Origin of the sequence: Spirillospora sp. NPDC047418 (genome assembly GCF_040643275.1) — a bacterium.
In the GTDB taxonomy this organism is placed as follows: Bacteria; Actinomycetota; Actinomycetes; order Streptosporangiales; family Streptosporangiaceae; genus Spirillospora.
This window is the reverse complement of the sequence record NZ_JBEYTW010000081.1, coordinates 19271-41336: the sequence shown is the minus strand read 5'-3', so window position 1 is coordinate 41336 and position 22066 is coordinate 19271. Positions and strand designations below refer to the sequence as shown.

Here is a 22066-nt window from a genome sequence, read left to right as displayed (position 1 = left end):
CAGGGCGCTCCGCCGGCCCCGGCGCGGCCGCCCCCCCCAGCCCCCCTCCCCCCCACCTTTACTCCCGCCGTGTGTTCAAATACGCCCCCCACAAAAACAACAACACGCCGCAGATCAACGCACCCGGTGAACCCTGGTGGACAGCCGCACTCGCCCACCCGATCGGCCGCTCCCCAGCCGACGCCTGGACCTCTTCATAGGGCACCGCGAAATCCGCGGCTACTCCCACTGGGTGTGATCGAGCGGGCGACGAGCCACTTCGTCGGACGTGCCGGCCCGTGCTTCACCGTCTTGGAGGCCAACGAGGTCATCTCAGCAATCCGTGGAAACACCCGCTCCATCGCAGTAGCCGAACGAATCGGCCACCGCCCCAGCCCTCATCTACGGCCAACAAAAACCCACCTCTTGACGCCGTCCCACGGCCCAAGGCGACAGCCGCCGCTCCAAAACACAGCTCGAACGAGCTATATCCAGCGAGGCTTTCCATCTCGTACGCTGGCCGACCATGGCAATCTTTCTCCTCGGCGACCCCACACCCCCGCCCAAAGGGTGGGTCAAGGGGCTCTCCGACAATCCTGCCGCCCCCGATGACGTTGTTCTGCGGCTGTTGTCCATCGGTGCCATCGCCTTCTACACCAGGAAGGAATGGAGCGGAAAAGTCAGCGAAGCGGCGTTACATCACGCCGACCCCACGGTCCGGCGCAACTTTGCGGCTCACGGCGGGGACCAGCGGTTCCAGCTCGTCAGGGATCCGGATATGACGGTTCGCCGGTCGCTCGTAAGCTGCTGGATATACGGGAGACGACTGCCGGAGGAGGTCTTGGAGATCCTTGCGGACGACCCGGACGATGGCGTCCGATGTGAGGTCGTGTTCCACGCGAACGTGCCGCGGCAGACCCTGATCAAGCTCCTGTCAGATCCCATGGACGATATCCGAGGTGAGGCCCAAGAACGCCTGGCGAAAGCGCTTGGGGGCCCACCCGGCGGCTGGGTACCGATGACCGGTGAGGAAGCTGACGTGCTGGTCACATCCGAGGACGCCGCAGAGCGAAAAGAAGTGGCCCAGAATCCGCTGCTGCCCGCCGACGCGGTGCGGAAGTTGGCGCGCGATCCGGAGCCCGGGGTGCGGCTGGCGGCGTCGTCCCATCCGGCGCTCACGGAGGACGAACGCGCAGCGATCGACATAGAGATCGACCCGGCGATCAGGCACCGTCTGCCCGCGTGGACGCTGCTGCTCCCGCTCGATCCCGCCGAGTTGCGCCGCCATGCGACGTCCGCGCACGTGTTGATCCGGCGCGGGCTGGCCAGACGCAAGGACCTGCCGGAGGACGTGAAGGCGCGGCTCGCCGCCGACGAGGACTTCGCGGTGCGTTTGCTCTTCGCCGAGAACAACGACGACGCGCCCGTCGAACTGCTCTTGGAGATCTGGCGCGAGTGGGAAGGGCTGTCGCAGTGGGACATCAGGGCCCGCATCCCGCACGCAGGACTGCGTCGGTTCGCCGACGATCCGCACCCCCGGATGCGGGCGCTGGCCTTGGACGATCCGCAGACACCGGCGGAACTCGTCGACAAGCTGAGCCGCGACGAAGAGCCGTGGGTGCGGTGGTGTGCCTTGCACGATGCTCGGCTCACACCCGAACGGGTCGTCGAGCTGCTCGAAGACGACAATCCGAATCTGCACCGAGATGCGGCGGCCGACCCCAGACTGCCGCTGTCGCTTCTGCTGAAGTCGTTGGAGGAGACACGACTGGCACCTGCAGCCGCGCGCAATCCGTCACTTCCCGCGCACGTCATGCACGAGTTGCTAGACCGAGCAGGGGTAATCGGTCGGCCCGACAGCTGAACCAACTCCTCCCCGACCAGCCTCCAGTTCTGTGAATCAGCATGGGTGACAGGCCCGAGGTACCGCTCAGGGCGCTCCAGGAGACACCTCGTGGGCGGACGACATCCGGGCTCCTAGCTGCGGCGATACCCCGCGTCGATATGAGGCGCCCCACGTGCTGTGCTAGTACAGTGTACTAGCGTGCTGATCATGTGAGGGAGTCGCTGTGAAGGGTCCGCTGGGCTTCACTTGGGATCACGAGGTCATCTCCGATTCGCTCGACGCGATCCCGGCGCACTCGATCGAGCGAGCCGTGTGGCGGTACCGCAGGGCACTGCCCGAGTTCGTGTGGGACGCCGCACAACTCGAGGGCAACCCGTTCACCTATCCAGAAGTACAGACGCTCATGGAAGGCGTGACGGTCGGAGGACGCAAGGTCAGCGACGAACAACAGGTCCTGGCTCTGGCGGACTCCTCCCGAGAACTCCTGGATCTCGTCACCACCGGCGACTTCGTCCTGAACAAGGCAACCTCAGACCGTCTACACGCGATCATCGCTCGCGGCGAGGCACTGGAGTCCGGCACGTTCCGGGGGGAGGGAACGGTCATGCTGACTCCGGGCGTCAGTCTTGGCGAACACGGCCGGTATCTGCCCCCGGAGACCGAGCCTGGTGGAGGCAACCTGCGCACGCTCCACGCCGAGGGGGTGGCCTGGCTTACGGAAGAACTCACAGATGTGACCGAACAGGCCCTGGCCTACTTCCTCTTCGCTGCTCTCCAGCAGTTCTACTTCGATGGGAACAAGCGGACCGGGCGAGCGATGATGAACGGTCGTCTGATGATGCACGGCATCGATGCGATCAGTGTTCCGGCGGCGCGGCGGCAGGAATTCAACTCGGAGATGGTCCACTTCTATCTGGAACGTGACGCGACTCGGATGCTCGCCTTCCTCCTGTCGTGCCATCCCGAGAACGCCGGATACTGAGATGCCGCCCGGCGGGCGCCGCAGGGACGTCGACGGCCGACCCGTCGACAGTCTCGGCCGACACAGGTATCCCATCGCCGTCGACAGTGAGCGGGAGTATCTCCCGGCGATGGAACGCGCCCAGCGGGAGCGGGTGACGATGCAGTGGGTAGTGCAGTCCCTCGCCCGCGCGTATGGAGCGGGGCTGGTGGACTTGGGACCACCTGCGTCAGGGCCGCCCGGTCGAGCAGGCCGGCCGTTCGCCCAGACCCGCCAGTTCTGGCTGCACCGAGAGACCGAGTACGCCGCTGCGAAGCGCCGCGCGTCCGACCACGATGGCGTGGGGTTCAGCACAGCTGTACGGCAACTGATGCGGGCCTACGGCGAGGGTCTTATCGACCTGCACGTCCTCGTAGTGGACAAACGCCCTGAGCGGTCCGCTTGAGGATGTTGGCTCTATTTCGCAGGTAGCGTTGTTCTACTTGGTTTGCGGTCAGGTCGGCCGCCTGGCGGTAGAGGGCGGCTGGGTGTGTGGTGTCGCCGGTCAGCTGGAGCAGGTGGGCGCCGACGGTGTGCTTGCGTTGCTTGGTGAGCGGGGGTGCTGGTCCGGGCGATGACGCTGGTTGAGGGACGTCGCCCGCAGTAATCCGTTTTGTGTGGCATCACGGCCCTGTCAGCATGAAGCCCATGCGTAACCCTCTTGACACGCTGGACTGGCCGATTTCCACCGACCGACTGCTGCTGCGCCGTGCTACCCCCGACGACCTGGACGCGACCTGGACCTTCCGGCGACTGCCGGAGACTCACGAATGGGTCCTGGCCGCACCGGCGACGTACGACGACTACCGCGAGCGTTTTCTCCGCGAGGACCGGCTCGCGGACCTGCTCCTCGTCGAGCTGAACGGCCGGGTGATCGGCGATCTGATGCTGCAGGTCCAGGACGCTTGGGCTCAGGAGGAGGTCGCCGACCAGGCGAAGGGCGTCCAAGGAGAGCTCGGGTGGACGTTGGACCCCGCCTACGGCGGCAAGGGCTACGCCACCGAAGCGGTACGCGCCCTCATCGACATCTCCTTCGGGAGTCTCGGCCTGCGCCGTCTGCACGCGGACTGTTTCTACGACAACGAACCTTCGTGGCGGCTGATGGAGCGGGTTGGGATGCGCCGCGAACAGCACACGGTGCGAGACTCTCTCCACCGCACCAAGGGATGGCTCGACGGTCTCACCTACGCGCTCCTGGCCGAGGAATGGCCTGCTCCCAAGTGACGGACCTCCCGCTGTCCGGTCTCAGCAGAGTCGGCACAGTCTCACCGGCCTGACGCACCGCGGGCCGGGCGGCAACGCCCGGCCCTTGCCGCGGTTCTCTTGCGGCGCCAGCGGACGACGCCAGTGGCGTAGGTCAGGTTCTGGCGCGGCAACGGCGGCACCGAGTCATCTACTGCTCCTCTCGGCCACCTCAGACTGGGCACTCCTTGAGCCGGTCAAGCAGTGCACTCCATCCCGCCCGGCTCAGGACGAGGCGCGGCCCATCTGGGTCGGTCGAATCACGAACACCGACCACACCATCCCGCCCCAATGGCAGAGGCGCGCACTCCACGCACGTCTCGGGGTAGCTGCCACTGTGACTGCTCTTCCGCCAGTGAGTCACCTGCTGGTCCTCTCAGCCGTGCCGGGTTGCAGGTCCCGGACGGCCTGTTCAATCCGTTCGCGAGTCTCAGTCGGGGGGAGAGCGACCCTGCTCAGTTCCGCTTGGATCGCTCGGTAGGCCGAGACACCTTCATCCTCATCGAGGAAGATCCGTCGCATGAAGCCGTCCACGACCACGATCGGGAAGTTCCCTGATTCAACGTGCAGGATGGTGAAGGATCCGTCAACACCAGGGTTCGTGGTGGCGGTGAACGGGAGAATCCGAACATCGATGTTCGGCCACTCGGTGAGTTCGAGCAGGTACCGGAGCTGCGCAAGCATCACCCCTCTGCCGCCCATCCATTGACGGACCGACGCCTCGCCGATCACGGCATTGATCGCCAGCGGATCAGCCCTCGTCAGCGCCTCCTTGCGCGCCATGCGGTACGCCACGAGTTGGTCGATGTTGCCAGAACTGCCACTGGGAACGGACGTCATGACGGCGTGTGCGTACGCCGGGGTCTGGAGGAGGCCGGGGATGAGGTCGGTGTGGTACGTGAAGAGCTCCGAGGAGTCCTGTTCAAGCATCACGTATTCGCCGTAGTTCGGACCTTTACCTGGGAGTTTGTGTCGGCGGATCCAGTCGCGGGAGGGGCCGCCGGTGGCGAGGCCGATCAGTGCGGTTCTGAGGTCGTCGTCCTCCTCGAAGCCGTACATCATCAGGATGTAGTTGATCTCGTGGACGCGGGCCACGATCTGGGCGTTCTCCATCCGGCTGAGGGCGGATTTGGAGATCTTGAGGAAGGCCGCGGCCTCGTCGAGGGTGAGGCCGCGGTCTTCGCGGATCTTGCGTAGCTGGACGCCGAGTCGCCTGCGGCGAACGGTTGGGGGTCGTGTCGCCATGGCACTGATTGTCACTGAAGAAACACAGTCTGTCATGCATCTTTTCAAAAACGGGAAATCCCGCTTTCCGCATGTCCCGCTGGGCCGCCCTCCCCCTCTCCATGAAGCGGTTGTGGCGCTCTCACCTGGGCATTCATGCTTGCGGGCGTCGTTTACCGAAGGGAGTGAGGCATGACGCCGTGTGAGGCGGAAGAGCCCGGAGACATGCGGTTGCTCGGGACGATCACGATGCCCGGCGTGCCGAGGTCCGCGCAGGTCGCGCGGGCCTTCGTGAGCGTGGTCGCGACGCATGTGGACGACGAGGCGCTGTCCGACGTCGTCCTCTGCGTGGACGAGCTGGTCGCCAACGCGTGCGAGCACACCGTGTCCGGCACAGGCGGGCAGGTCACCGTCGTGGTGAGCGCCCGCGAGGACGTGCTGCGCGTGACCGTCCTCGACCAGGGCGGTGCTCAGAAGCAGCCGCGCGTCCGCACCGATCCGTTCGCGGAGGACGGCCGTGGGCTGTTCCTCGTCGATGCGCTCTCCAAAAGCTGGGGATCGCATCCATCGTTGAACGGCACCGCCGTATGGGCGGAGTTCCTCGCGGTGCCGGCCGAGAACGTCAGCGGTGGGTGATGTCGGCGAGGACGTTCTTCCGTCCCCAAGCGCCGAGCGGGGCCAGGGCCTCGTTGAGCGAGACGCCGCGCGGTGTCAGCGAGTACTCGACGCGGGGCGGAACCTCGTCGTACGCCTCGCGGTGGACGATCCCGTCCTGCTCAAGCTCGCGCAGTTGGGCGGCGAGCACCTTCTCGGTCACACCGGGCAGTTCCCTGCGCAGCTCGCCGAAGCGGTGGGGCCGCTCGTCCAGCGCCCAGAGGATCAGCCCCTTCCACTTGCCGCTGATCACGTCCATCGCGGCGTCGATCCCGCAGATGTACGACCCCGGTCGCTGTGCCGTCCGCATCGTTCCGCCCCCTGACCTCGTCACTGAGGCCAGGGTAACCACGCACTTCGAAGTGCGTACTTGATCATCCGCGTGGCCGGGGCCGAGCCTGGACGGCATGGGACATGACTCTGAGCAGATCAGCGTGCTCGGCCTCGGCGCGATGGGCAGTGCGATCGTTCGCGCGTGGCTGGCCGCCGGATACGAGACCACCGTGTGGAACCGGACGGCGAGCCGCGCCGAGCCGCTCGTCGCCAAGGGCGCGAACGCGGCGGCGACGGCCGCCGAGGCGGTCGCCGCGAGCGGGCTTGTGATCGTCTGCCTGCTCGATGACGCGTCGGTCGGGGAAGCTCTCGCGGACGCCGATCTGGTGGGCAAGGACCTGGTCAACATCACCACCGGGACGCCTGGCGAGGCCCGTGATCGCGCAGGATGGGCGGTCGAACGCGGGGCCCGGTACCTGGACGGCGGGATCATGGCCGTGCCGCCGGTGATCGGCGTCCCCGACTCGGGCGCCTACGTCTTCTACAGCGGGTCGGCGGAGCTGTTCGCTGACCGGCGCGAGGCGCTGGGCGTCCCGGCGGGCGCCAGGTATGTCGGGGAGGACGCCGGTTCGGCGGCCCTGCACGACGTGGCGCTGCTGAGCGCGATGACCGGCATGTTCGCCGGGATGGCGCACGCGTTCGCCCTGACGCGCGGGACGTCCCCGAAGGAGTTCGCGCCGCTGCTCATCGAATGGCTCACCGCCATGGCCGGCGCGGCCAGCGGGATGGCGGCGCACCTGGAGACGGGCGACTACACCTTGGGCGTGACGTCCAACCTCGCGATGATGGTGCAGGGCAACAGGACACTGCTGCGCACGGCGGAGGAGGTAAGCGTCAGCCCCGAACTCCTCGCTCCGTTCATGGCCCTGATGGAACGCCGCCTCACAGACGGCCACGGCGACGAGGGCACCACCGGCGTAGTCGACCTGCTCATCGAATAGGGGCGAGGGGCAGGGGTGTCTATGCGGTGGGCGTCCAAAAGCGGAGTTTGCCGCCGCGCTCGTCCTCAAGCACACCGCCGTTGGCCTCGATCACCTTGCGGGACGCGACATTGTCCACGTCGCAGGTGATCAGCGCTTGCTCGATGCCGAGCGAGCGCGCGACGGGGAGTGCCTCCTTGAGCATGTAGGTGGCATGACCGCGGCGGCGGGCGGACTTGCGGACGTCGTAGCCGATGTGACCGCCGATTTCACGGAGGAAGTCATTGAGCCGATGGCGGATCGCGATGCGGCCAAGGTATTCCTCGCCTTCGACCAGCCAAAGGGTCGTGGCCATCACGAAGCCCTCGCGGCGAGGGGTCCACTGCTCATCGAGCAGCATTTTCACGTAGCGGGCGAAGACTTCGGGGGCGCGCCAAGTGCCGCCGAATTCGCGGAGTTCCCGCGCGACCAGGCTGTTGTCACCGGCGTCCGCTCGGCCTTCAGCACGGAACTCCTCCATCGCGTCCAGGAAGGACCCATGGACGGCGATGGTCGGTAGCACGAGCGCGGGCATGCCCCAATCTGTAGCGCGAAGGGCGCCCGAGCAGCAACGCAATATCCGCAGGCACAGCGACCTGGGGGCTGCGTCAAAGCTCGGGCGTCGGTTAGCCTGCGTGGCTGTAATTCAGGTGGCCGGGTGGGATGGGTGTCACCGGCGTGGTCGACCTGCTGCTCCGCGAAAGGTATGGGCGCCTCAGGAAAGGGACGACGATGATCGTGAGACCGGCCGAACCCACCGATCTGCCGACGCTCGCGCCGCTGTGGCGGGCGGCCTGGCTCGACGGCCACGACGGTCACGTCCCCGCCGAACTGATGGACGCTCGCGGCCCCGACCACTTCGCCGTCCACGCCCAGAAGTACATCGGCTCCACTCTCGTCGCCACCGAGGAGGACGGCCGGATCCTCGGACTGATCATCCTCGGTGACGACGACGGCGAGGTGATCCAGCTGGCCGTCGACGGCTCCGCCCGGGGGAAAGGCGTCGGCGGCACGCTGCTGCGCAGCGCGGAGGAACGGTTCCGGGGACGGCATCGCGAAGCATGGCTCGCGGTCGTCCCCGGCAACACCCGGGCCCGGCGCATGTACGAGTTCCACGGCTGGCGCGACACCGGCCCGATCACCTACCGGGCTCCTACCGCGACCGGCACGGTCGACGTCCCCGTCCACCGCTACGTCAAGGACCTGGCCGCATGATGGCTCCCGGGGGACCGGGCGATCGCTCGAGTCGAGAATGCGATCGCCCGGCCGCCCGTGGCGGGACGCGCCGGGGCGCGGCGGTCAGAGTCAGAGTTCCTTGAGGAAGCCGGAGTCGACCGCGTAGTCGGCGCCGGTGGTGCTCGCCGCGCGGGGGGACGCCAGGTGGACGATCACGTCCGCGACCTCCTGCGGGTCGGCGAGGCGGCCGGTCGTGAGGGCCATCATCTCGGCAGCGCCGCCGTCCAGCACCGCGGCGCGGTCGGAGCCGGTCGCGCCGGCGATGACGTCGGCGGCGCCGCCCTCGTCCGTCCACCACGGGGTCAGGACCGGGCCCGGCGAGACCGCGTTGACCCGGATGCCCTGCGGCGCGTACTCCTCCGACAGCCCCAGCGTCAGGTTGGCCAGCGACGCCTTCGCCGCGTTGTAGTCGTAGTTCATCGGCCCGGGGCGCCGCCCGTTCCCCGACGAGACGTTCACGATCGACGCCGCGTCACTGCGCAGCAGGTGCGGGATCGCCGCCCGCACTGCCCGCACCACCGCGAACAGGTTGAACTCGAACATGTCGCGCCAGTCGTCGTCCGACGGGGTGAGGAAGCCGAACCGGGGCAGCGTTGCCCCGGGCGGCGGGCCGCCCGCGTTGTTGACCAGGACGTCGAGGCCGCCGAACGCCTCCACCGCCCGCTCCACGGCCATCGCCGGGGCGGACGGGTCCATGAGGTCGGCCGCCACGTGCAGCAGGTTCGGCCCGGCGAGCGCGTCCAGTTCCGGCCCCGCCTTGCGCGACACCGCCGCGACGCGGGCGCCCTCGTCCAGCAGCGTCCGCGTGACCGCCAGCCCGATGCCCTTCGACGCCCCGGTGACCACCGCAACGCCTCCGGCAAGCCGCAGATCCATGGGTTTCCTTCCAGAGAGCGAGCACGCCCGTTCGGACATGCGCCCCCTGAACCCCGAGACGGTCAGGCGCGTTGCAGTGCGCGAAGCTCAGGACGGTTCGTTCTCCGCGGCGAGCTCGAGCCCCGCATCCTTCGCCTCCGCGACGGCACGCTGGAGCCCGGCCAGCGGAGTGTCCGCGGAGAGCCGGTCGATCTCGGCGACGGCCAGGTCGTCCTGCGCGGTGCGCGCGAGCAGTTCCCGGACGTCGGCCTCGATCTCCTCGATCTCCTTGAACGCCTCCCACTCGAGGTACTGGGCGTCCGCGGCCTTCGCCCGGTCTGCGTAGCGCTCCAGCGCGGCGACGCGCCGCTGGATCGCCTCGGCCGGCATCTCCAGTGCGCGGCGCTGCGGCTCAAGCACCTCGGTCAGCCCCGCGTGCTTGGACCGCACCTTCTCGATCTGCCGCTTGACGCGGGTCAGCTCCGCGCACGTCCGCGCGATCTCCCACTCCTGCCGGGGCAACGTCACCGCGTTGGCGACGTCGTCCAGGAGGCCCGCCCGGCCGATGTCGGAATCCGAGATCGTCGCGATGGCGGCCCGCGTGCGCTCGATGTATCCCAGCGACTCCTCGTCGAAGTCGTCCGCCAGGTAGTACCTGCCGTGGTACCTGCGTGCCAGGCGGTACGGGTTCTCCCTCCTGAGCTGCACGAACCCGGTCACCCCGGCCAGGATCCCAAGAGTGCCCGCCACGGCCAGGAACACCTCGTGGCCGGCGAACCACGCGGCGACCAGCCCGGCCTGGAGTACCGCCCCTACCGCGAATCCGGCCCACTTCCCCGCAATCGTCAGGAGGGGCAGCGGAACCAACCCGAATGCCGCGCCGGCGAAAACCGCCAAGGCCGCGTTGGCCGTCACGCCGTGTTCCAAGGGCGGCTTGGCCGGTGCCGCCGCAGAGGCCGCGGTCAATACCTCCGGGGAGGACGCCAGGATCTCTCGTTCCTTCTCCGGCAACTCGGGATCCAGCACGGGACGAAACTCGCGGTGCCCGTCATCGTGGTCGTCCACGTCCCACCCCGCCCGGCCGCCCGTATCTCGAAGCGCGAGAAATGTCCCGATAGTACTCGAATACCGGTCGCCCGGACCGCCGCTGACCGATTCCGGGCCGGCCACCCTCCAAGCCGAAGCCACGGCCCACACCCGGCTGACCGCGCTGTTGGAGGAGCAGCGACGCGCGCTCGGCCTGTCGGCTGAGGCGGTCGAGCGGCGGGTGGCCGCGCTGGAGCAGGACGCGGACCGGACGAAGGCCGCCAGTACCGCCTACCGCGAGTGGGCTCGCTCTGACCGTCAAGGTTCGCCAAGTGCGTTGATCTGCGGCGTGTTGTTGTTATGAGCGCGTTGAAAACAACAACACGCCGCAGGTCAACGGGGTGGGGCTAGTGGAGGGCGTTGTAGACGGCTGCGGCTACGGCGCCGTAGGCGAGGTGGGGGACGGCGTCCATCGCCCAGTCGGAGGCCGACCACTCGCGGGGGTCGGTCAGGCCCAGCGCGGTCATCGGGGCGCCCGATCCGAGCATCGCGAGGCCGGTCAGCAGGGCGGTCCCGACCGGCTTCGGGATGCGGCGGCTCCCGGCGATCAGGCCGTACACGGCTCCGGCGCCGAGGCCGGTGCCGAGGCCGAGCATCGGGCCGAGACCCGCCTTCCGGTTCTCCGCCGCGTCCCCCTCGCCGAGATCGACGCCGGCGGCGTCCGTCATCATGTCCACGCTCTGCTCGGGCGTGCTGCTCGCCGGACGTCCCCGAACCGCCATGTCGAGGTAGGTCACCACATTGAGGGCTGTGGTCCCGGCGGCGCCGGCCACCATTCCGCGCGTCACTCTGTCCATGCCTTCGCCGTTACCCGCCCAATCCGCGAAACCACCCGAACGCGCCCGTCGGCGCGGATCCGCCGCGGTGGAAGCCCGCAGGGGCCGGACGGCGCCGCGCGGCATAGACGGCCGGGCAGCGGGTAGCCCCTGCGCTGGCCGGGCAGCGCGGCGGACGAGGGAGACCGATGAGGGAGTCGATCCGGCTCGGTCGTATCGCCGGGATCAACGTCGGCCTCAACTACAGCGTGATCGTCATCGTGGTGATCCTGGTGTTCGGGCTGGCCTTCGGCCGGTTCCCCGAGGTGAATCCGGGGTTCCCCACGTGGGCCTACGTCGTGGCGGGCATCGTGAGCGCGCTCCTGCTGCTGGTGTCGCTGCTCGCCCACGAGCTGGCGCACGCGGTCGTCGCGCGGCGCAACGGCATCGAGGTCAGCGGCATCACGCTGTGGCTGCTCGGCGGCGTCGCCGAACTCCGCGGCGAACCGCGCAGCGCGGGCGCGGACCTGCGCATCGCCGCCGTCGGCCCGCTCGCCAGCCTCGTCGTCGGCGGCGTCTTCGCGATCGCGGCCGTCGTGGCCTCGGCCGTCACCGGTCCCGGCCTCGGCGTGGAGACGCTCGCCTACCTGGCCGGCATCAACGGGATCCTCGCCGTGTTCAACCTGGTCCCCGCCGCCCCGCTGGACGGCGGCCGGGTCCTGCGGGCCTTCCTGTGGTGGCGGCGCGGCGACCGGACCGCCGCCGCCGTCATCGCCGCCCGCGCCGGCCGCGTCTTCGGGTTCGTCCTCATCGCGCTCGGCTTCGTCCAGTTCGTCGCCGGGGTCGGTTTCGGCGGGCTGTGGCTGATCCTGATCGGACTCTTCCTCGTCGGTGCCGCGAGCTCCGAGGAGCAGCAGACGCGGGTCAACGCGGCGCTGCACGGCGTCCGCGTGCGGGACGTCATGACGCCCGACCCCGTCGTGGCGGACGCCGCGCGATCGGTGCAGAACCTGATCGACGAGGTCGTCCTCACGCACCGGTTCTCGACATATCCGCTGGTCGAGGACGGGCGGCTGGCGGGCCTGGTGACGCTGAACCGCATCCGGTCCACGGAGCCGCAGGAGCGCTCGACGCTCCGCCTCGCCGACATCGCCTGCCCGCCGGACGAGGTCCCGACCGCGCACCCGGACGACCCGCTGACCGATCTGCTGCCCCGCATGGCCGGCTGCACCGACGGCCGCGCCGTCGTCCTCGGCGCCGGGGGCCAGGTCGTGGGCCTGGTCAGCCCGAGCGACATCAGCCGTGCGATGCAGACCAGCGACTTCCGCGGCAGCCGCCCCTACCCGCCGCCGCGCGGCGCCGACCTGACCATCCCGCACGGGAAGCGGCCCTGGTCGTCCTGACCCCGTCCGGCGGCGGGACGTACGCGGCGCGGGCACCGGTCATGTGTCGCTGGTGACCTGCTCGGAGACCGCCACGGGCTCCAGCGTCGCACGGTGCGCGCCGGCGGCGCGGCGGCCGGCCGGGATCGCGGCGGAGATGGCCGCGGCCAGCAGCGCGACACCGCAGCCGATCAGCAGGCCGACGCGGAAGCCGTTCTCGGACGCGATCTGGTGCCCGCCGACGTCGATGGTCATCTGGGCCAGGACGACGCCGACGACGGCCGCGCCGACCGAGGTGCCGAGCGAGCGCATCAGGGTGTTGAAGCCGTTGGCGGCGGCGGTCTCGCTGAGCGGCACCGAGCTGATGATCAGCGCGGGCATCGCGCCGTAGGCGAGGCCGACCCCGGCGTTGATGATCATCAGGCCGACCATGAGGCCCCACGCCGCGCCCATCAGCGCCAGGGACGCGCCGTATCCGGCGGCCACCACCAGGATGCCGAGGATGAGCGTGAACTTCGGTCCCTGGATGTCGGTGAGCTTCCCGCCGATCGGCGAGACGAGCATCATCACGATGCCGGCGGGCGCCATCCACAGGCCCGCGGCGAGCATCGACTGGCCGAGGCCGTAGCCGGTCGCCTCGGGGTACTGCAGCAGTTGCGGCACGATCAGCATCGAGGCGTACATGCCGACCCCGACGAAGATCGAGGCGAGGTTGGTGAGCAGGACCCGTGGACGGGCCGTGGTGCGCAGGTCGACGATCGGCTGCCGGATGCGGATCTCCCAGAACCCCCAGCCGAGCAGTGCCACGACGGCGGCGGCGAACAGCCCGATCGTCGTGCCGGACGCCCAGCCCCAGTCGGCGCCCTTCGACACCGCGAGCAGCAGGCAGACCAGGCCGATGCCGAGCCCGACCGCGCCGGGCAGGTCGAAGCGCTCGCCCTTGGCCCGCGCCGGGACGTCCGGGATCAGCCGCCAGATCAGCACCGCGACGGCCGCGGCCAGCACGGTGGACGCCCAGAACAGCACCCGCCAGCTCGTGTACTCGGCGACGGCCGCGGCGATCGGCAGGCCGAGGCCGCCGCCGATGCCCATGGACGCGCTGACCACCGCGATCGAGGAGCTGAGCTTCTCCGCGGGCACCACGTCGCGCAGCAGGGCGATGCCGAGCGGCACCATGCCCATCCCCATGCCCTGCAGGCCGCGTCCGACGATCATCGGGACGACCGTGGACGACAGCGCGCACACCACCGACCCCGCGATCAGCGGGACCGCGCAGACCAGCAGCATGGGCCGCTTGCCCACCAGGTCCCCGAGCCGGCCGAAGACCGGCACGCAGACGGCGCCCACCAGCAGCGTCACCGTGATGACCCAAGCCGCGTTGGAGGGCGAGGTGTCCAGGATCTTGGGCAGATCCTGGATGAGCGGCGTGACCAGCGTCTGCATGATCGCCGCCGTGATGCCGGCGAGCGCCAGCGTCACGACCACGCCGCTCGAGCGGGCTGCGGGCTGGGCTGCGTCCATACGCGGACTCCTCGAAGCTTCTCGTCGTCTCCGTCCGGCCGACGACCGGAACCAGATGTGCACGATACACGTAATATGTATCAAGCACATGATGTGCGCAATGCATTCCGCGCGGCAGTGGCGGAGACCACTCTGCGAGGATGGAGGAGGCGGGCCGTCCCCGAAGGAGCGGGCGGCCCCGGCGGGAGGAGGCGCACCGGCGATGGTCAGGCCCACGCACGAGGTCGAGTACGAGCAGATGCTGCTCAGCCGGCACGAGGTCATGCGCCACCGGGCCGGACGCCTGGAGCGCAGCGCCTACGTCCTGCTGAGCCGCATCCGCCTCCAGGGGCCGATGTCCATCGGCGAGTTGAGCGAGGCGTTCGGGCTCGACGCCTCGACCCTCAACCGGCAGACCGCCGCGGCGATGCGCGCCGGGCTGCTGGAGCGCATCCCCGACCCGGCGGGCGGCATCGCCCGCAAGTTCCGCATCACCGGCAAGGGCGCCGACCTGCTGGACGAGGAGCGCGCGACCCTCACCGGCGGCCTCGACCGGGTCATGGCCGACTGGTCGGACGAGGACATCGCCATCTTCGCCGCCTACCTGCGGCGCTTCAACACCGACATCGAACGCCTCAGCGGCCGCCGCTGGCCGCGCCCCGCCACCACGGAACCGGCGGAGGACGCGGCGGAGTACGCGGCCACCGAACCGGCGGACGGCACCAGCCTGAACGTCTGACCGCCCGCCCCGCCGCCGGGGCGGCCGTCTACTCGGCCTGCGGGACGGGCTCGGTGGTGCCGTCCGGCCGCGCTTCGGGCTTCGCGTAGAGGACGTCGCGGGCCTGTTCGGCGGCGCGCGCGAAGTTCTCACCGACGAAGGCGAGGTAGCGGGCGATGTTCTCCAGGCGGACCGCGGCCGGGGTGCCGGCGCCGAGCACGTCGACCCCCTGCCGGATGACCTCGACCTGGTTGGTGATGTCCCGGGCGCTGGCCATCATCGACTGGTAGTAGAGGTCGTTGTCGACGACGTAGCGCTCGCGGCGGTTCTCGTCGCGCTCCCGCCGGACGAGCGTGAACTGCTCCAGTGAGGCGATCGCCTTGGAGATGGACGCCGGGCTGACCTGGAGGCGTTCGACGAGTTCGGACGCGGTGAGGCTGCCGGAGTCGGTGGTGTGCAGGCAGACCAGCACCCGCGCGAGCATCTTGGGCAGGCCCGAGGCCATCAGGACGGTGGTGAAGTTCTCCTCGTACTCGCGGAGGGCCTCGGCGTCGCGACCGTGCGGCAGGCGTCCGCCCGCCGCCCTTCCCCGGGTCGCGGCCGACGGGCGCCGGCGGGCGCGCCGTTCCGTGGCGCGGTGGGCCAGGTCGGCGCGGTACCCGGTGGGGCCGCCGTTGCGCAACACCTCGCGCGTGATCGTCGAGGTCGGACGGCCGAGGCGCCGGGCCATCTCCGCGTAGGCGATCCCGTCGGCCAGCCCCGCGGCGATCTGCCGGCGTTCCTGCTGGGTGAGCCTGCTCCCTGGCATCGCGTCCTCCTTCACGCTCACTGACGCCCTCACCCTAGCGTTCACCCTAACTCATTGCAACACAACGAGGCTCAGTCATTGCGTTAGATCGTTCTCCATTGCAACACTTTCAACGTTCTAGCCTGCAAATACACCATCATCATGCAACAAGATTGTTGAAGAATCCTTGAACGCAACGTAGCTTTTCCAATGTTGGAAACAACGAGCGAGCAGCCAGGAGAGACACGATGCAGACCTTCGCCACCCCCGCCCCGATCGCCGCCGTCGTCAACGTCCCCGCCGGGCGCGTGCGGTTCATCGCCGCCGACCGCGCCGACACCACCGTCGAGGTCCTGCCCGCGAACGCCGCCAAGGGCCGCGACGTCAAGGCGGCGGAGCAGACCACGGTCGCGTACGCCGACGGCGTCCTGCGGATCGAGACCGCGGCGGCGAACGGGCTGCGCGGCCCCTCGGGAGCCGTCGAGGTGACGGTCAAGCTGCCCGCCGGCTCCCGGATCGAGGGCACGGCGGCCGCCACCGAACTCCGGACCGTCGGCCGCCTCGGCGACGTCGCCTTCGAAGGCGCCTACCACCAGATCAAGCTGGACGAGGCCGCGAGCGTGCGCCTCACCGCGGTGGACGGCGACGTCGAGATCGGCCGCCTGACCGGCCCCGCGGAGATCAGCACGGCACGCGGCGACATCCAGATCACCGAGGCCGTCCGCGGCAGGGTCGTGCTCAGCACCACCTCGGGCGACATCTCCGTCGGCGCCGCCCCCGGCGTCTCCGCCTCCCTGGACGCCGGCACCGGCCACGGCCGCGTCAGCAACTCCCTCAAGAACGACGGCACCGCCGGACTCGACGTCCACGCCACCACCGCCCACGGCGACATCGCCGCCCACAGCCTCTGACAAGCCCCGCTGACGAACCATCCCGCCGAAGGAGCCCCCCATGACGAACCTGGCGATCGCGGCCCGGGGACTGCGCAAGTCCTACCGCGACAAGAGCGGCGAGAAGGTCGTGCTCGACGGCGTCGACCTCTCCGTCCCCGAAGGGACGATCTTCTCCCTGCTCGGCCCGAACGGCGCAGGGAAGACGACGACCGTCCAGATCCTGTCCACCCTGATCCGGGCCGACGGCGGCACCGTCCAGGTCGCCGGCCACGACCTGGCCCGCGAACCGGACGACGTGCGCGGCGCGATCGGCGTCACCGGCCAGTACTCGGCGGTCGACAAGCTGCTCACCGGCGAGGAGAACCTGCTCCTCATGGCCGACCTCAAGCACCTGTCCCGCCGGGACGGCAGGCGCAGGGCCGCCGAGCTGCTCGACCAGTTCGACCTGGCCGACGCCGGACGCAAGCCGGCCGGCAGCTACTCCGGCGGCATGCAGCGCCGCCTCGACCTGGCGATGACGCTGGTCGGCGACCCCCGGCTGATCTTCCTGGACGAGCCCACCACCGGCCTCGACCCGCGCAGCCGCCGCGCCATGTGGGGCATCGTCCGCGACCTCGTCGAGAACGGCGTGACGATCTTCCTGACCACCCAGTACCTGGAGGAGGCCGACGAACTCGCCGACCGGATCGCCCTGCTGGACCACGGGCGGCTGATCGCCGAGGGCACCGCCGAGGAGCTCAAGCGGCTCATCCCCGGCGGCCACATCGAGCTCACCTTCGCCGACGCGAAGCTGCTCGACGCGGCCCGCACCGTCGTCGGCGCCGGCATCGCCGACCCCGAGGCGCTCACCCTGCAGGTGCCGGGCGACGGCGGCGTCCGCGCGGTCCGCGAACTGCTCACCCTGCTGGACGAGCGCTCGATCGACATCGCCGAGATGAGCGTCCACACCCCCGACCTCGACGACGTGTTCCTCACCCTCACCGGCCGCCAGAAGGAGACCACCCGATGAGCACCCTCACCCTCGCCGCGCGCGACTCGTCCACGATGGTCCGGCGCCAGCTCAAGCGGATGCTCCGCTACCCGTCCATGACGGTGCAGCTGATCATCACGCCGGCCATCCTGCTGCTCCTGTTCGTCTACGTCTTCGGCGGCACCCTGGGCGGCGGGCTGGGCGGCGACCGGCAGACCTATGTCGACTACATCGTCCCCGGCATCCTGCTGATGGCGGCCGCGACCGCCGCGACCGGAACCGCCGTGATGGTCGCCACCGACATGACCGAGGGCATCATCGCCCGCTTCCGCACCATGCGGATCTCCCGGGCCTCCGTCCTCACCGGCCACGTCGTCGCCAGCGTCGTCCAGCAGCTGCTCGGCATGGCCGTCATCATCGGCATCGCCCTCGCGATCGGCTTCCGCCCGGACGCCACCGCCATCGAATGGCTGGCCGCCGCCGCCCTGCTGACCCTGTTCGCCGTGGCCATCACCTGGCTGTCGGTCGCCCTCGGCCTGAAGTCGCCGACCCCCGAGGCCGCGAGCAACGCCCCGATGCCCCTGATCCTGCTGCCGTTCCTCGGCAGCGGCTTCGTCCCCACCGACTCGATGCCCACCGCGCTGCGCTGGTTCGCCGAGTACCAGCCCTTCACGCCGATCATGGAGACCGTCCGCGGCCTGCTCCTCGGCACCCCGATCGGCAACAGCGCGGGCATCGCCACCGCCTGGTGCGCCGGGATAGCGGCCCTCTCCTACCTCTGGGCCAAGAGCACCTACAACAAGTCCTGACCGAATGCCCACCGAACCAGGGCCGCCGGACCGCACGGGTCCGGCGGCCCTGAACCGTATCCGGACGCGGTCACCAGGTCTCGTCGGCGGCGCGGACCAGCATCTGGTTCACCGCCACCCGCCGCTCCCGCGTGACGATGTAGCCGATGGCGTCCGCGACGTCCTCCGGCCGCAGCGCCTCGATGGCGGCGACCTGCCGGCGCGCCGCGTCCCGGGTGGTCTCGTTCAGGTGGTCCACCAGCTCCGTGTCGACGGTGCCGGGCTCCACGACGCCGACCCGGACCCGTTCCCCGAGCAGCTCCTGGCGCAGCGACTCGGTGAACGCGCCCAGGCCGGACTTGGTCAGGCTGTAGACGCTGCCGCCGGGACGGGCCACCCGCCCGGCCGTCGAGCCGACGTTCACCAGGTCGGCGACCTGCCGCGGCGACGTCGACGCCGCGTAGATCAGATGCGGGACGGCGGCGTGCGTGACGTGCAGCAGCGCCGCCACGTTCAGCGAGACCATCCGGTCCCACTCCTCGACGCGGGTGTGCAGCGCCGAGCTGAGCAGCATGATGCCGGCGTTGTTGACCAGGATGTCCAGGCGCCCGAGCCTGTCCAGGGTCTCCTGCACCGCGTTCTCGGCGCGTTCGGGCTCGGTGATGTCGGCCTCGACCGCGACGGCGTGCCGGCCCGAGCCCGCGATGTCGCTCGCGACCCGGTGCAGGCGGTCGCGGCGGCGGGCGACCAGGGCGACCGCCGCGCCCTCGCGGGCCAGCCGGCGCGCGGTCGCGGCGCCGATTCCGCTGCTGGCGCCGGTGACGAGCGCGACCGCTCCGTCCAGCGGCTGATCGGGCATGGCCGTCTCCTGTCCTTCCGGGATCGAGCGGGGGGCGCGGTGACCGGGGGTCCCGGCGCCGGGGCCGCGGCCGGCGGGATGCCGACCCGGCAAGCGTCCCGGGAGCGGCCACCGCGGCACACCAGGGTGTCTCCCTGGTCGCCTCCGGCCAGGGGATGCCGAGCGCCCCGCCGCGGCCGGCCGTCAGCCCGGCGCCGGACGGGACTCCGCACGGGGCAGCACGTCGGGAAGCTGCCTGCGGGAGCTGATCCCGAGCTTCGCGAAGACCTTGCGGAGGTGCCACTCGACGGTGCGGGGGCTCAGGAAGAGGCGGGCGCCGACCTCCGGGTTGGACAGGCCGTCCCGGACGAGCAGCGCGATCTGCCGCTCCTGCGCCGTCAGCACCGCACCGGCCGGGGTCTCGCCCCTGCGCTTGCGGACGGTCTCGCCCGTGGCCTGGAGTTCGCGGCGCGCCCGCTCGGCGAACGCCTCCATCCCGATCGACGTGAACATCTCGTAGGCGGTGCGCAGATGGGTGCGTGCCTCGTCCCGCCGGCCGCCCCGGCGCAGCCATTCGCCGTACAGGAGGTGCGCGCGCGCCAGTTCGGGGCGCAGGAGCGTCCGGCCCAGCCGCTCGACCGCCTCGCGGTAGAGGTCGTCCGCGGCGGCGTCGTCGCTCAGCAGTGCCCGGCAGCGGGTCAGGACGCCCTGCGCCCAGTCGGTGTCGCACGGTCCCGCCGCGTCCGCGAGACCTTCGAGCGCCCCGCGAGCGGCCGGGCCGTCCCCGGTGCGGGCCGCCGCCTCGACGAGTTCGGGCAGCGCCCACTGCGCGACGAGCACGTTGGCGCTCTCGATGGTGGCCTGGGCCGCCGACAGCGCCCGCCCATGGTCGGCGAGGCCGTTGTGCAGGATGGACGCCGCCCACTGCGCGGACGCGACGCCGTTCAGCTGGCCGCCGGCGCCGGCCTCCTCGATCGTGGCGGCGATCAGTGCCCCGGCCTCGGCCGCCCTGCCGCGCAGCGCCGCCAGCAGGAGCCCGGTGTGCTGCGTCATGGGCACGCCCGTCGCGACGGCGGCGGACGCGGACTCGGACTCGATCGCCGCCGCGGTCACGAAGTCGCCGGTCAGCGAGACCGGTACGCCCCACGCGTGGAGATAGATCGGAAGCTCCGCCAGGGCACCGGCCGCGCGCACCTCCTCGACCGCCCTCGCGGGCAGCTCCGGCATGATCCGGTCCTCCCAGAGGAGCGCGGTGAGGCCGCAGGCCGCCCAGCCCCACTTCAGGAGATCCCGCGCGGGCTGGTCCCTGAAGGCCGCCAGCGCCTTCCGCAACGTGGGGAGCGCGGCGGCCCGGCCGTCGGTGATGAGCAGCGCGTACCCCTGGAGGACGAGGTCGAGCGCGCTCGGGCCGCCGTCGGACGCGGGCAGGTTCCGCACCGCCCGGGAGACGGCCATGAGGCTGTCCCGGTTCCCGGCCCCGAACGACGCGCTGCCCCAGGCGACGAGGTAGGTCTCCCGCGCCAGGTCCGGGTCGAGGGGTTCGAGCCGCCGCGCGGCCGCGAGCAGCATCGGCGGCGCCTCGTTGTCGAACCCGGCCGCGAAGGCGACATGGCCGCGGACGAGGTGCGCCCGCACCCGCTGGAACTCGCTCTGCGCGTCGTGGCCGGCGATGTCGGCGAGTTCCCGGGCGGTGTCGAGGTCGCCCGCGAGGAACCCGGCCTCGGCGGCCGCCAGCGTGCGGTCGACGCGCAGCGGGACGTCGGCGGTCAGCGCCGCGGACCGCCGCAGGAACGCCGCCGCGGTCGCCGGCCCGCCGCGCGCCCGCGCCCGTCCGGCGGAGCGCTCCAGTTCGGCGGCGACGGACTCGTCCGGCGCGGACGCCGCGGACGCCAGGTGCCAGGCACGGCGGTCCGGATCGGCTCCGGCGTCGGTGACCTCCGCCAGCGCCAGATGCACCGCCCGGCGATCCCGCTGCGCCGCCGCCCCGTAGACGGCCGACCGGACGAGCGGGTGGCGGAAGACGACCTGGCCGTCGAACGCCAGCAGCCCGTCCGTGCCCGCCGCGAGCGCCGTCGCGGGGGAGATCCCGAGCCGTTCGGCGGCACGCCACACGAGGTCGGGGTCGCCGGTCGGCTCGGCGGCGGCGACCAGCAGCAGCAGCCGGGTCCGCTCGGGCAGCTCGCCGATCCGGGCCAGGAAACTCTGCTCGATCCGGCCCGGCAGCGTGCCCGCGCGCAGGAGGCCGAACCCGCCCGCCAGCTGCGTCATGCTCAGCCCGCGCGGCAGTTCCAGCAGGGCGAGCGGATTGCCCTGGGCCTCGGCCACGAACCGCTCGCGGATGCGCCGGTCGAGCCGGGCGCGCGTCACCGAGTCCAGCAGGGCGCGGGCGTCGGCGTCGCTCAGCCCGGTGACCTCCAGTTCCGGGAGTCCGCGCAGGTCCCGGGGCCGCTGCCGGGAACCGAAGACGAGGGCGACCGACTCGGCCAGCAGCCGGCGGGCCACGAACCCCAGGACCTGCACCGAGACGCGGTCCATCCACTGCGCGTCGTCGACCACGCACAGCAGGGGGCTCTCCTCGGAGGCCGCCGACAGCAGACCAAGCACGGCCAGCCCGACCAGGAACCGTTCCGGCGGCGGCCCGGCCCGCAACCCGAACACCGTCTCAAGGGCGGCGAGCTGCGGCTCCGGAAGGTCCTCCAGCCGATCCAGCAGCGGCGCGCACAGCTGATGCAGCGTGGCGAACGGTAACTCCATCTCCGACTCGACACCGCCCGCACCGAGCACGCGCATTCCCGCCGCCGACTCCCGCGCGTACTCAAGCAGCGCCGACTTCCCCATGCCCGGCTCACCGTGCAGCACGAGAACACGGCTTTCACCGGCACGCACGGCCGTGAGCATCTGATCGACGACGGCGCACTCCGGCCCCCGCCCGAGCAATGCGGCCTTCTCCTGGTCCCCGGCCCCGCGCGCACGTTGGTCCACCCCACCCACCCCTGCTGTGGACAATGCCGTTGTGCAGTG

The 22066-nt window shown here is 70.6% G+C and carries 22 protein-coding genes; 11 read left to right on the top strand and 11 right to left on the bottom strand.

What is annotated here, in order from left to right:
* The first annotated feature begins 505 nt into the window (after positions 1-505).
* From ABZ806_RS34675 to ABZ806_RS34665, 3 genes are all read left to right on the top strand, one after another.
* The gene (locus ABZ806_RS34675; RefSeq protein WP_500221700.1) at positions 506-1843 is read left to right on the top strand and encodes a hypothetical protein; all 1338 of its coding nucleotides are present in this window, start codon (positions 506-508) and stop codon (positions 1841-1843) included.
* Between the two features lie 205 nt (positions 1844-2048).
* Entirely contained in the window at positions 2049-2807 is a 759-nt protein-coding gene (locus ABZ806_RS34670) for a Fic family protein (RefSeq protein WP_500221699.1), read from the top strand.
* 666 nt (positions 2808-3473) lie between these two features.
* Positions 3474-4049, top strand: coding sequence for a GNAT family N-acetyltransferase (locus ABZ806_RS34665; RefSeq protein WP_500221698.1), 576 nt, complete (start codon positions 3474-3476; stop codon positions 4047-4049).
* A 190-nt stretch (positions 4050-4239) separates the two neighbouring features.
* Here ABZ806_RS34665 and ABZ806_RS34660 read toward each other — a convergent pair whose 3' ends face one another.
* Both ABZ806_RS34660 and ABZ806_RS34655 read right to left on the bottom strand, forming a co-directional pair.
* Positions 4240-4431 carry a DUF397 domain-containing protein gene (locus ABZ806_RS34660; protein WP_500221697.1) on the bottom strand — a complete coding sequence of 64 codons (192 nt, stop codon included), beginning with the start codon at positions 4429-4431 and terminating at the stop codon, positions 4240-4242.
* Positions 4428-5312 carry a helix-turn-helix domain-containing protein gene (locus tag ABZ806_RS34655; RefSeq protein ID WP_500221696.1) on the bottom strand — a complete coding sequence of 295 codons (885 nt, stop codon included), beginning with the start codon at positions 5310-5312 and terminating at the stop codon, positions 4428-4430. Before ABZ806_RS34655 ends, ABZ806_RS34660 begins: the two co-directional genes overlap by 4 nt.
* A gap of 171 nt (positions 5313-5483) precedes the next feature.
* Between ABZ806_RS34655 and ABZ806_RS34650 the strand changes: the two genes are divergently transcribed.
* A complete protein-coding gene (locus tag ABZ806_RS34650) occupies positions 5484-5927 on the top strand; it encodes an ATP-binding protein (protein ID WP_500221695.1) in 444 nt (147 codons plus the stop codon).
* On the opposite strand, the gene ABZ806_RS34645 is transcribed toward ABZ806_RS34650, so the two are convergent.
* On the bottom strand, positions 5914-6255 hold the full coding sequence (locus ABZ806_RS34645; RefSeq protein WP_500221703.1) for a winged helix-turn-helix transcriptional regulator: 342 nt from the start codon (positions 6253-6255) through the stop codon (positions 5914-5916). The two genes, ABZ806_RS34650 and ABZ806_RS34645, sit on opposite strands and share 14 nt — an antisense overlap.
* Positions 6256-6352: 97 nt before the next feature.
* Between ABZ806_RS34645 and ABZ806_RS34640 the strand changes: the two genes are divergently transcribed.
* Entirely contained in the window at positions 6353-7219 is an 867-nt protein-coding gene (locus ABZ806_RS34640; protein WP_500221694.1) for an NAD(P)-dependent oxidoreductase, read from the top strand.
* Between the two features lie 19 nt (positions 7220-7238).
* Here the strand turns inward: ABZ806_RS34640 and ABZ806_RS34635 are convergent, their stop codons facing one another.
* Positions 7239-7772, bottom strand: coding sequence for a GNAT family N-acetyltransferase (locus tag ABZ806_RS34635; RefSeq protein ID WP_500221693.1), 534 nt, complete (start codon positions 7770-7772; stop codon positions 7239-7241).
* 197 nt (positions 7773-7969) lie between these two features.
* Between ABZ806_RS34635 and ABZ806_RS34630 the strand changes: the two genes are divergently transcribed.
* Positions 7970-8452, top strand: coding sequence for a GNAT family N-acetyltransferase (locus ABZ806_RS34630; RefSeq protein WP_500221692.1), 483 nt, complete (start codon positions 7970-7972; stop codon positions 8450-8452).
* A gap of 90 nt (positions 8453-8542) precedes the next feature.
* On the opposite strand, the gene ABZ806_RS34625 is transcribed toward ABZ806_RS34630, so the two are convergent.
* The 3 genes from ABZ806_RS34625 to ABZ806_RS34615 all read right to left on the bottom strand — a co-directional run bounded on the left by ABZ806_RS34625 (position 8543) and on the right by ABZ806_RS34615 (position 11211).
* Complete coding sequence (locus ABZ806_RS34625) at positions 8543-9349, bottom strand: SDR family NAD(P)-dependent oxidoreductase (protein WP_500221691.1); 807 nt, start codon at positions 9347-9349, stop codon at positions 8543-8545.
* A gap of 87 nt (positions 9350-9436) precedes the next feature.
* On the bottom strand, positions 9437-10393 hold the full coding sequence (locus ABZ806_RS34620; RefSeq protein WP_500221690.1) for a hypothetical protein: 957 nt from the start codon (positions 10391-10393) through the stop codon (positions 9437-9439).
* Between the two features lie 368 nt (positions 10394-10761).
* Positions 10762-11211: a hypothetical protein gene (locus ABZ806_RS34615; protein WP_500221689.1), complete on the bottom strand. Its 450-nt coding sequence runs from the start codon at positions 11209-11211 to the stop codon at positions 10762-10764.
* A gap of 167 nt (positions 11212-11378) precedes the next feature.
* On the opposite strand from ABZ806_RS34615, the gene ABZ806_RS34610 reads away from it, so the two are divergent.
* Positions 11379-12572: a site-2 protease family protein gene (locus tag ABZ806_RS34610; protein ID WP_500221688.1), complete on the top strand. Its 1194-nt coding sequence runs from the start codon at positions 11379-11381 to the stop codon at positions 12570-12572.
* A gap of 39 nt (positions 12573-12611) precedes the next feature.
* Here the strand turns inward: ABZ806_RS34610 and ABZ806_RS34605 are convergent, their stop codons facing one another.
* Positions 12612-14072 (bottom strand): MFS transporter, encoded by a 1461-nt coding sequence (locus ABZ806_RS34605; protein WP_500221687.1) that lies wholly within the window; start codon positions 14070-14072, stop codon positions 12612-12614.
* A gap of 202 nt (positions 14073-14274) precedes the next feature.
* On the opposite strand from ABZ806_RS34605, the gene ABZ806_RS34600 reads away from it, so the two are divergent.
* Positions 14275-14790 carry a MarR family winged helix-turn-helix transcriptional regulator gene (locus tag ABZ806_RS34600; protein ID WP_500221686.1) on the top strand — a complete coding sequence of 172 codons (516 nt, stop codon included), beginning with the start codon at positions 14275-14277 and terminating at the stop codon, positions 14788-14790.
* 28 nt (positions 14791-14818) lie between these two features.
* On the opposite strand, the gene ABZ806_RS34595 is transcribed toward ABZ806_RS34600, so the two are convergent.
* On the bottom strand, positions 14819-15577 hold the full coding sequence (locus ABZ806_RS34595) for a helix-turn-helix domain-containing protein (RefSeq protein WP_500221685.1): 759 nt from the start codon (positions 15575-15577) through the stop codon (positions 14819-14821).
* Between the two features lie 227 nt (positions 15578-15804).
* On the opposite strand from ABZ806_RS34595, the gene ABZ806_RS34590 reads away from it, so the two are divergent.
* Genes ABZ806_RS34590 through ABZ806_RS34580 form a run of 3 tightly spaced genes read left to right on the top strand, consistent with a single transcriptional unit; the run spans position 15805 to position 18228 of the window.
* On the top strand, positions 15805-16467 hold the full coding sequence (locus ABZ806_RS34590; protein WP_500221684.1) for a DUF4097 family beta strand repeat-containing protein: 663 nt from the start codon (positions 15805-15807) through the stop codon (positions 16465-16467).
* A 40-nt stretch (positions 16468-16507) separates the two neighbouring features.
* Entirely contained in the window at positions 16508-17458 is a 951-nt protein-coding gene (locus ABZ806_RS34585) for an ATP-binding cassette domain-containing protein (protein WP_500221683.1), read from the top strand.
* Positions 17455-18228 (top strand): ABC transporter permease, encoded by a 774-nt coding sequence (locus ABZ806_RS34580; RefSeq protein WP_500221682.1) that lies wholly within the window; start codon positions 17455-17457, stop codon positions 18226-18228. The genes ABZ806_RS34585 and ABZ806_RS34580 overlap by 4 nt, the downstream gene beginning before the upstream one ends.
* A gap of 70 nt (positions 18229-18298) precedes the next feature.
* Here ABZ806_RS34580 and ABZ806_RS34575 read toward each other — a convergent pair whose 3' ends face one another.
* Positions 18299-19066 (bottom strand): SDR family NAD(P)-dependent oxidoreductase, encoded by a 768-nt coding sequence (locus ABZ806_RS34575; protein WP_500221681.1) that lies wholly within the window; start codon positions 19064-19066, stop codon positions 18299-18301.
* Between the two features lie 183 nt (positions 19067-19249).
* Positions 19250-22027, bottom strand: coding sequence for a helix-turn-helix transcriptional regulator (locus ABZ806_RS34570; RefSeq protein WP_500221680.1), 2778 nt, complete (start codon positions 22025-22027; stop codon positions 19250-19252).
* Positions 22028-22066 lie beyond the last annotated feature (39 nt).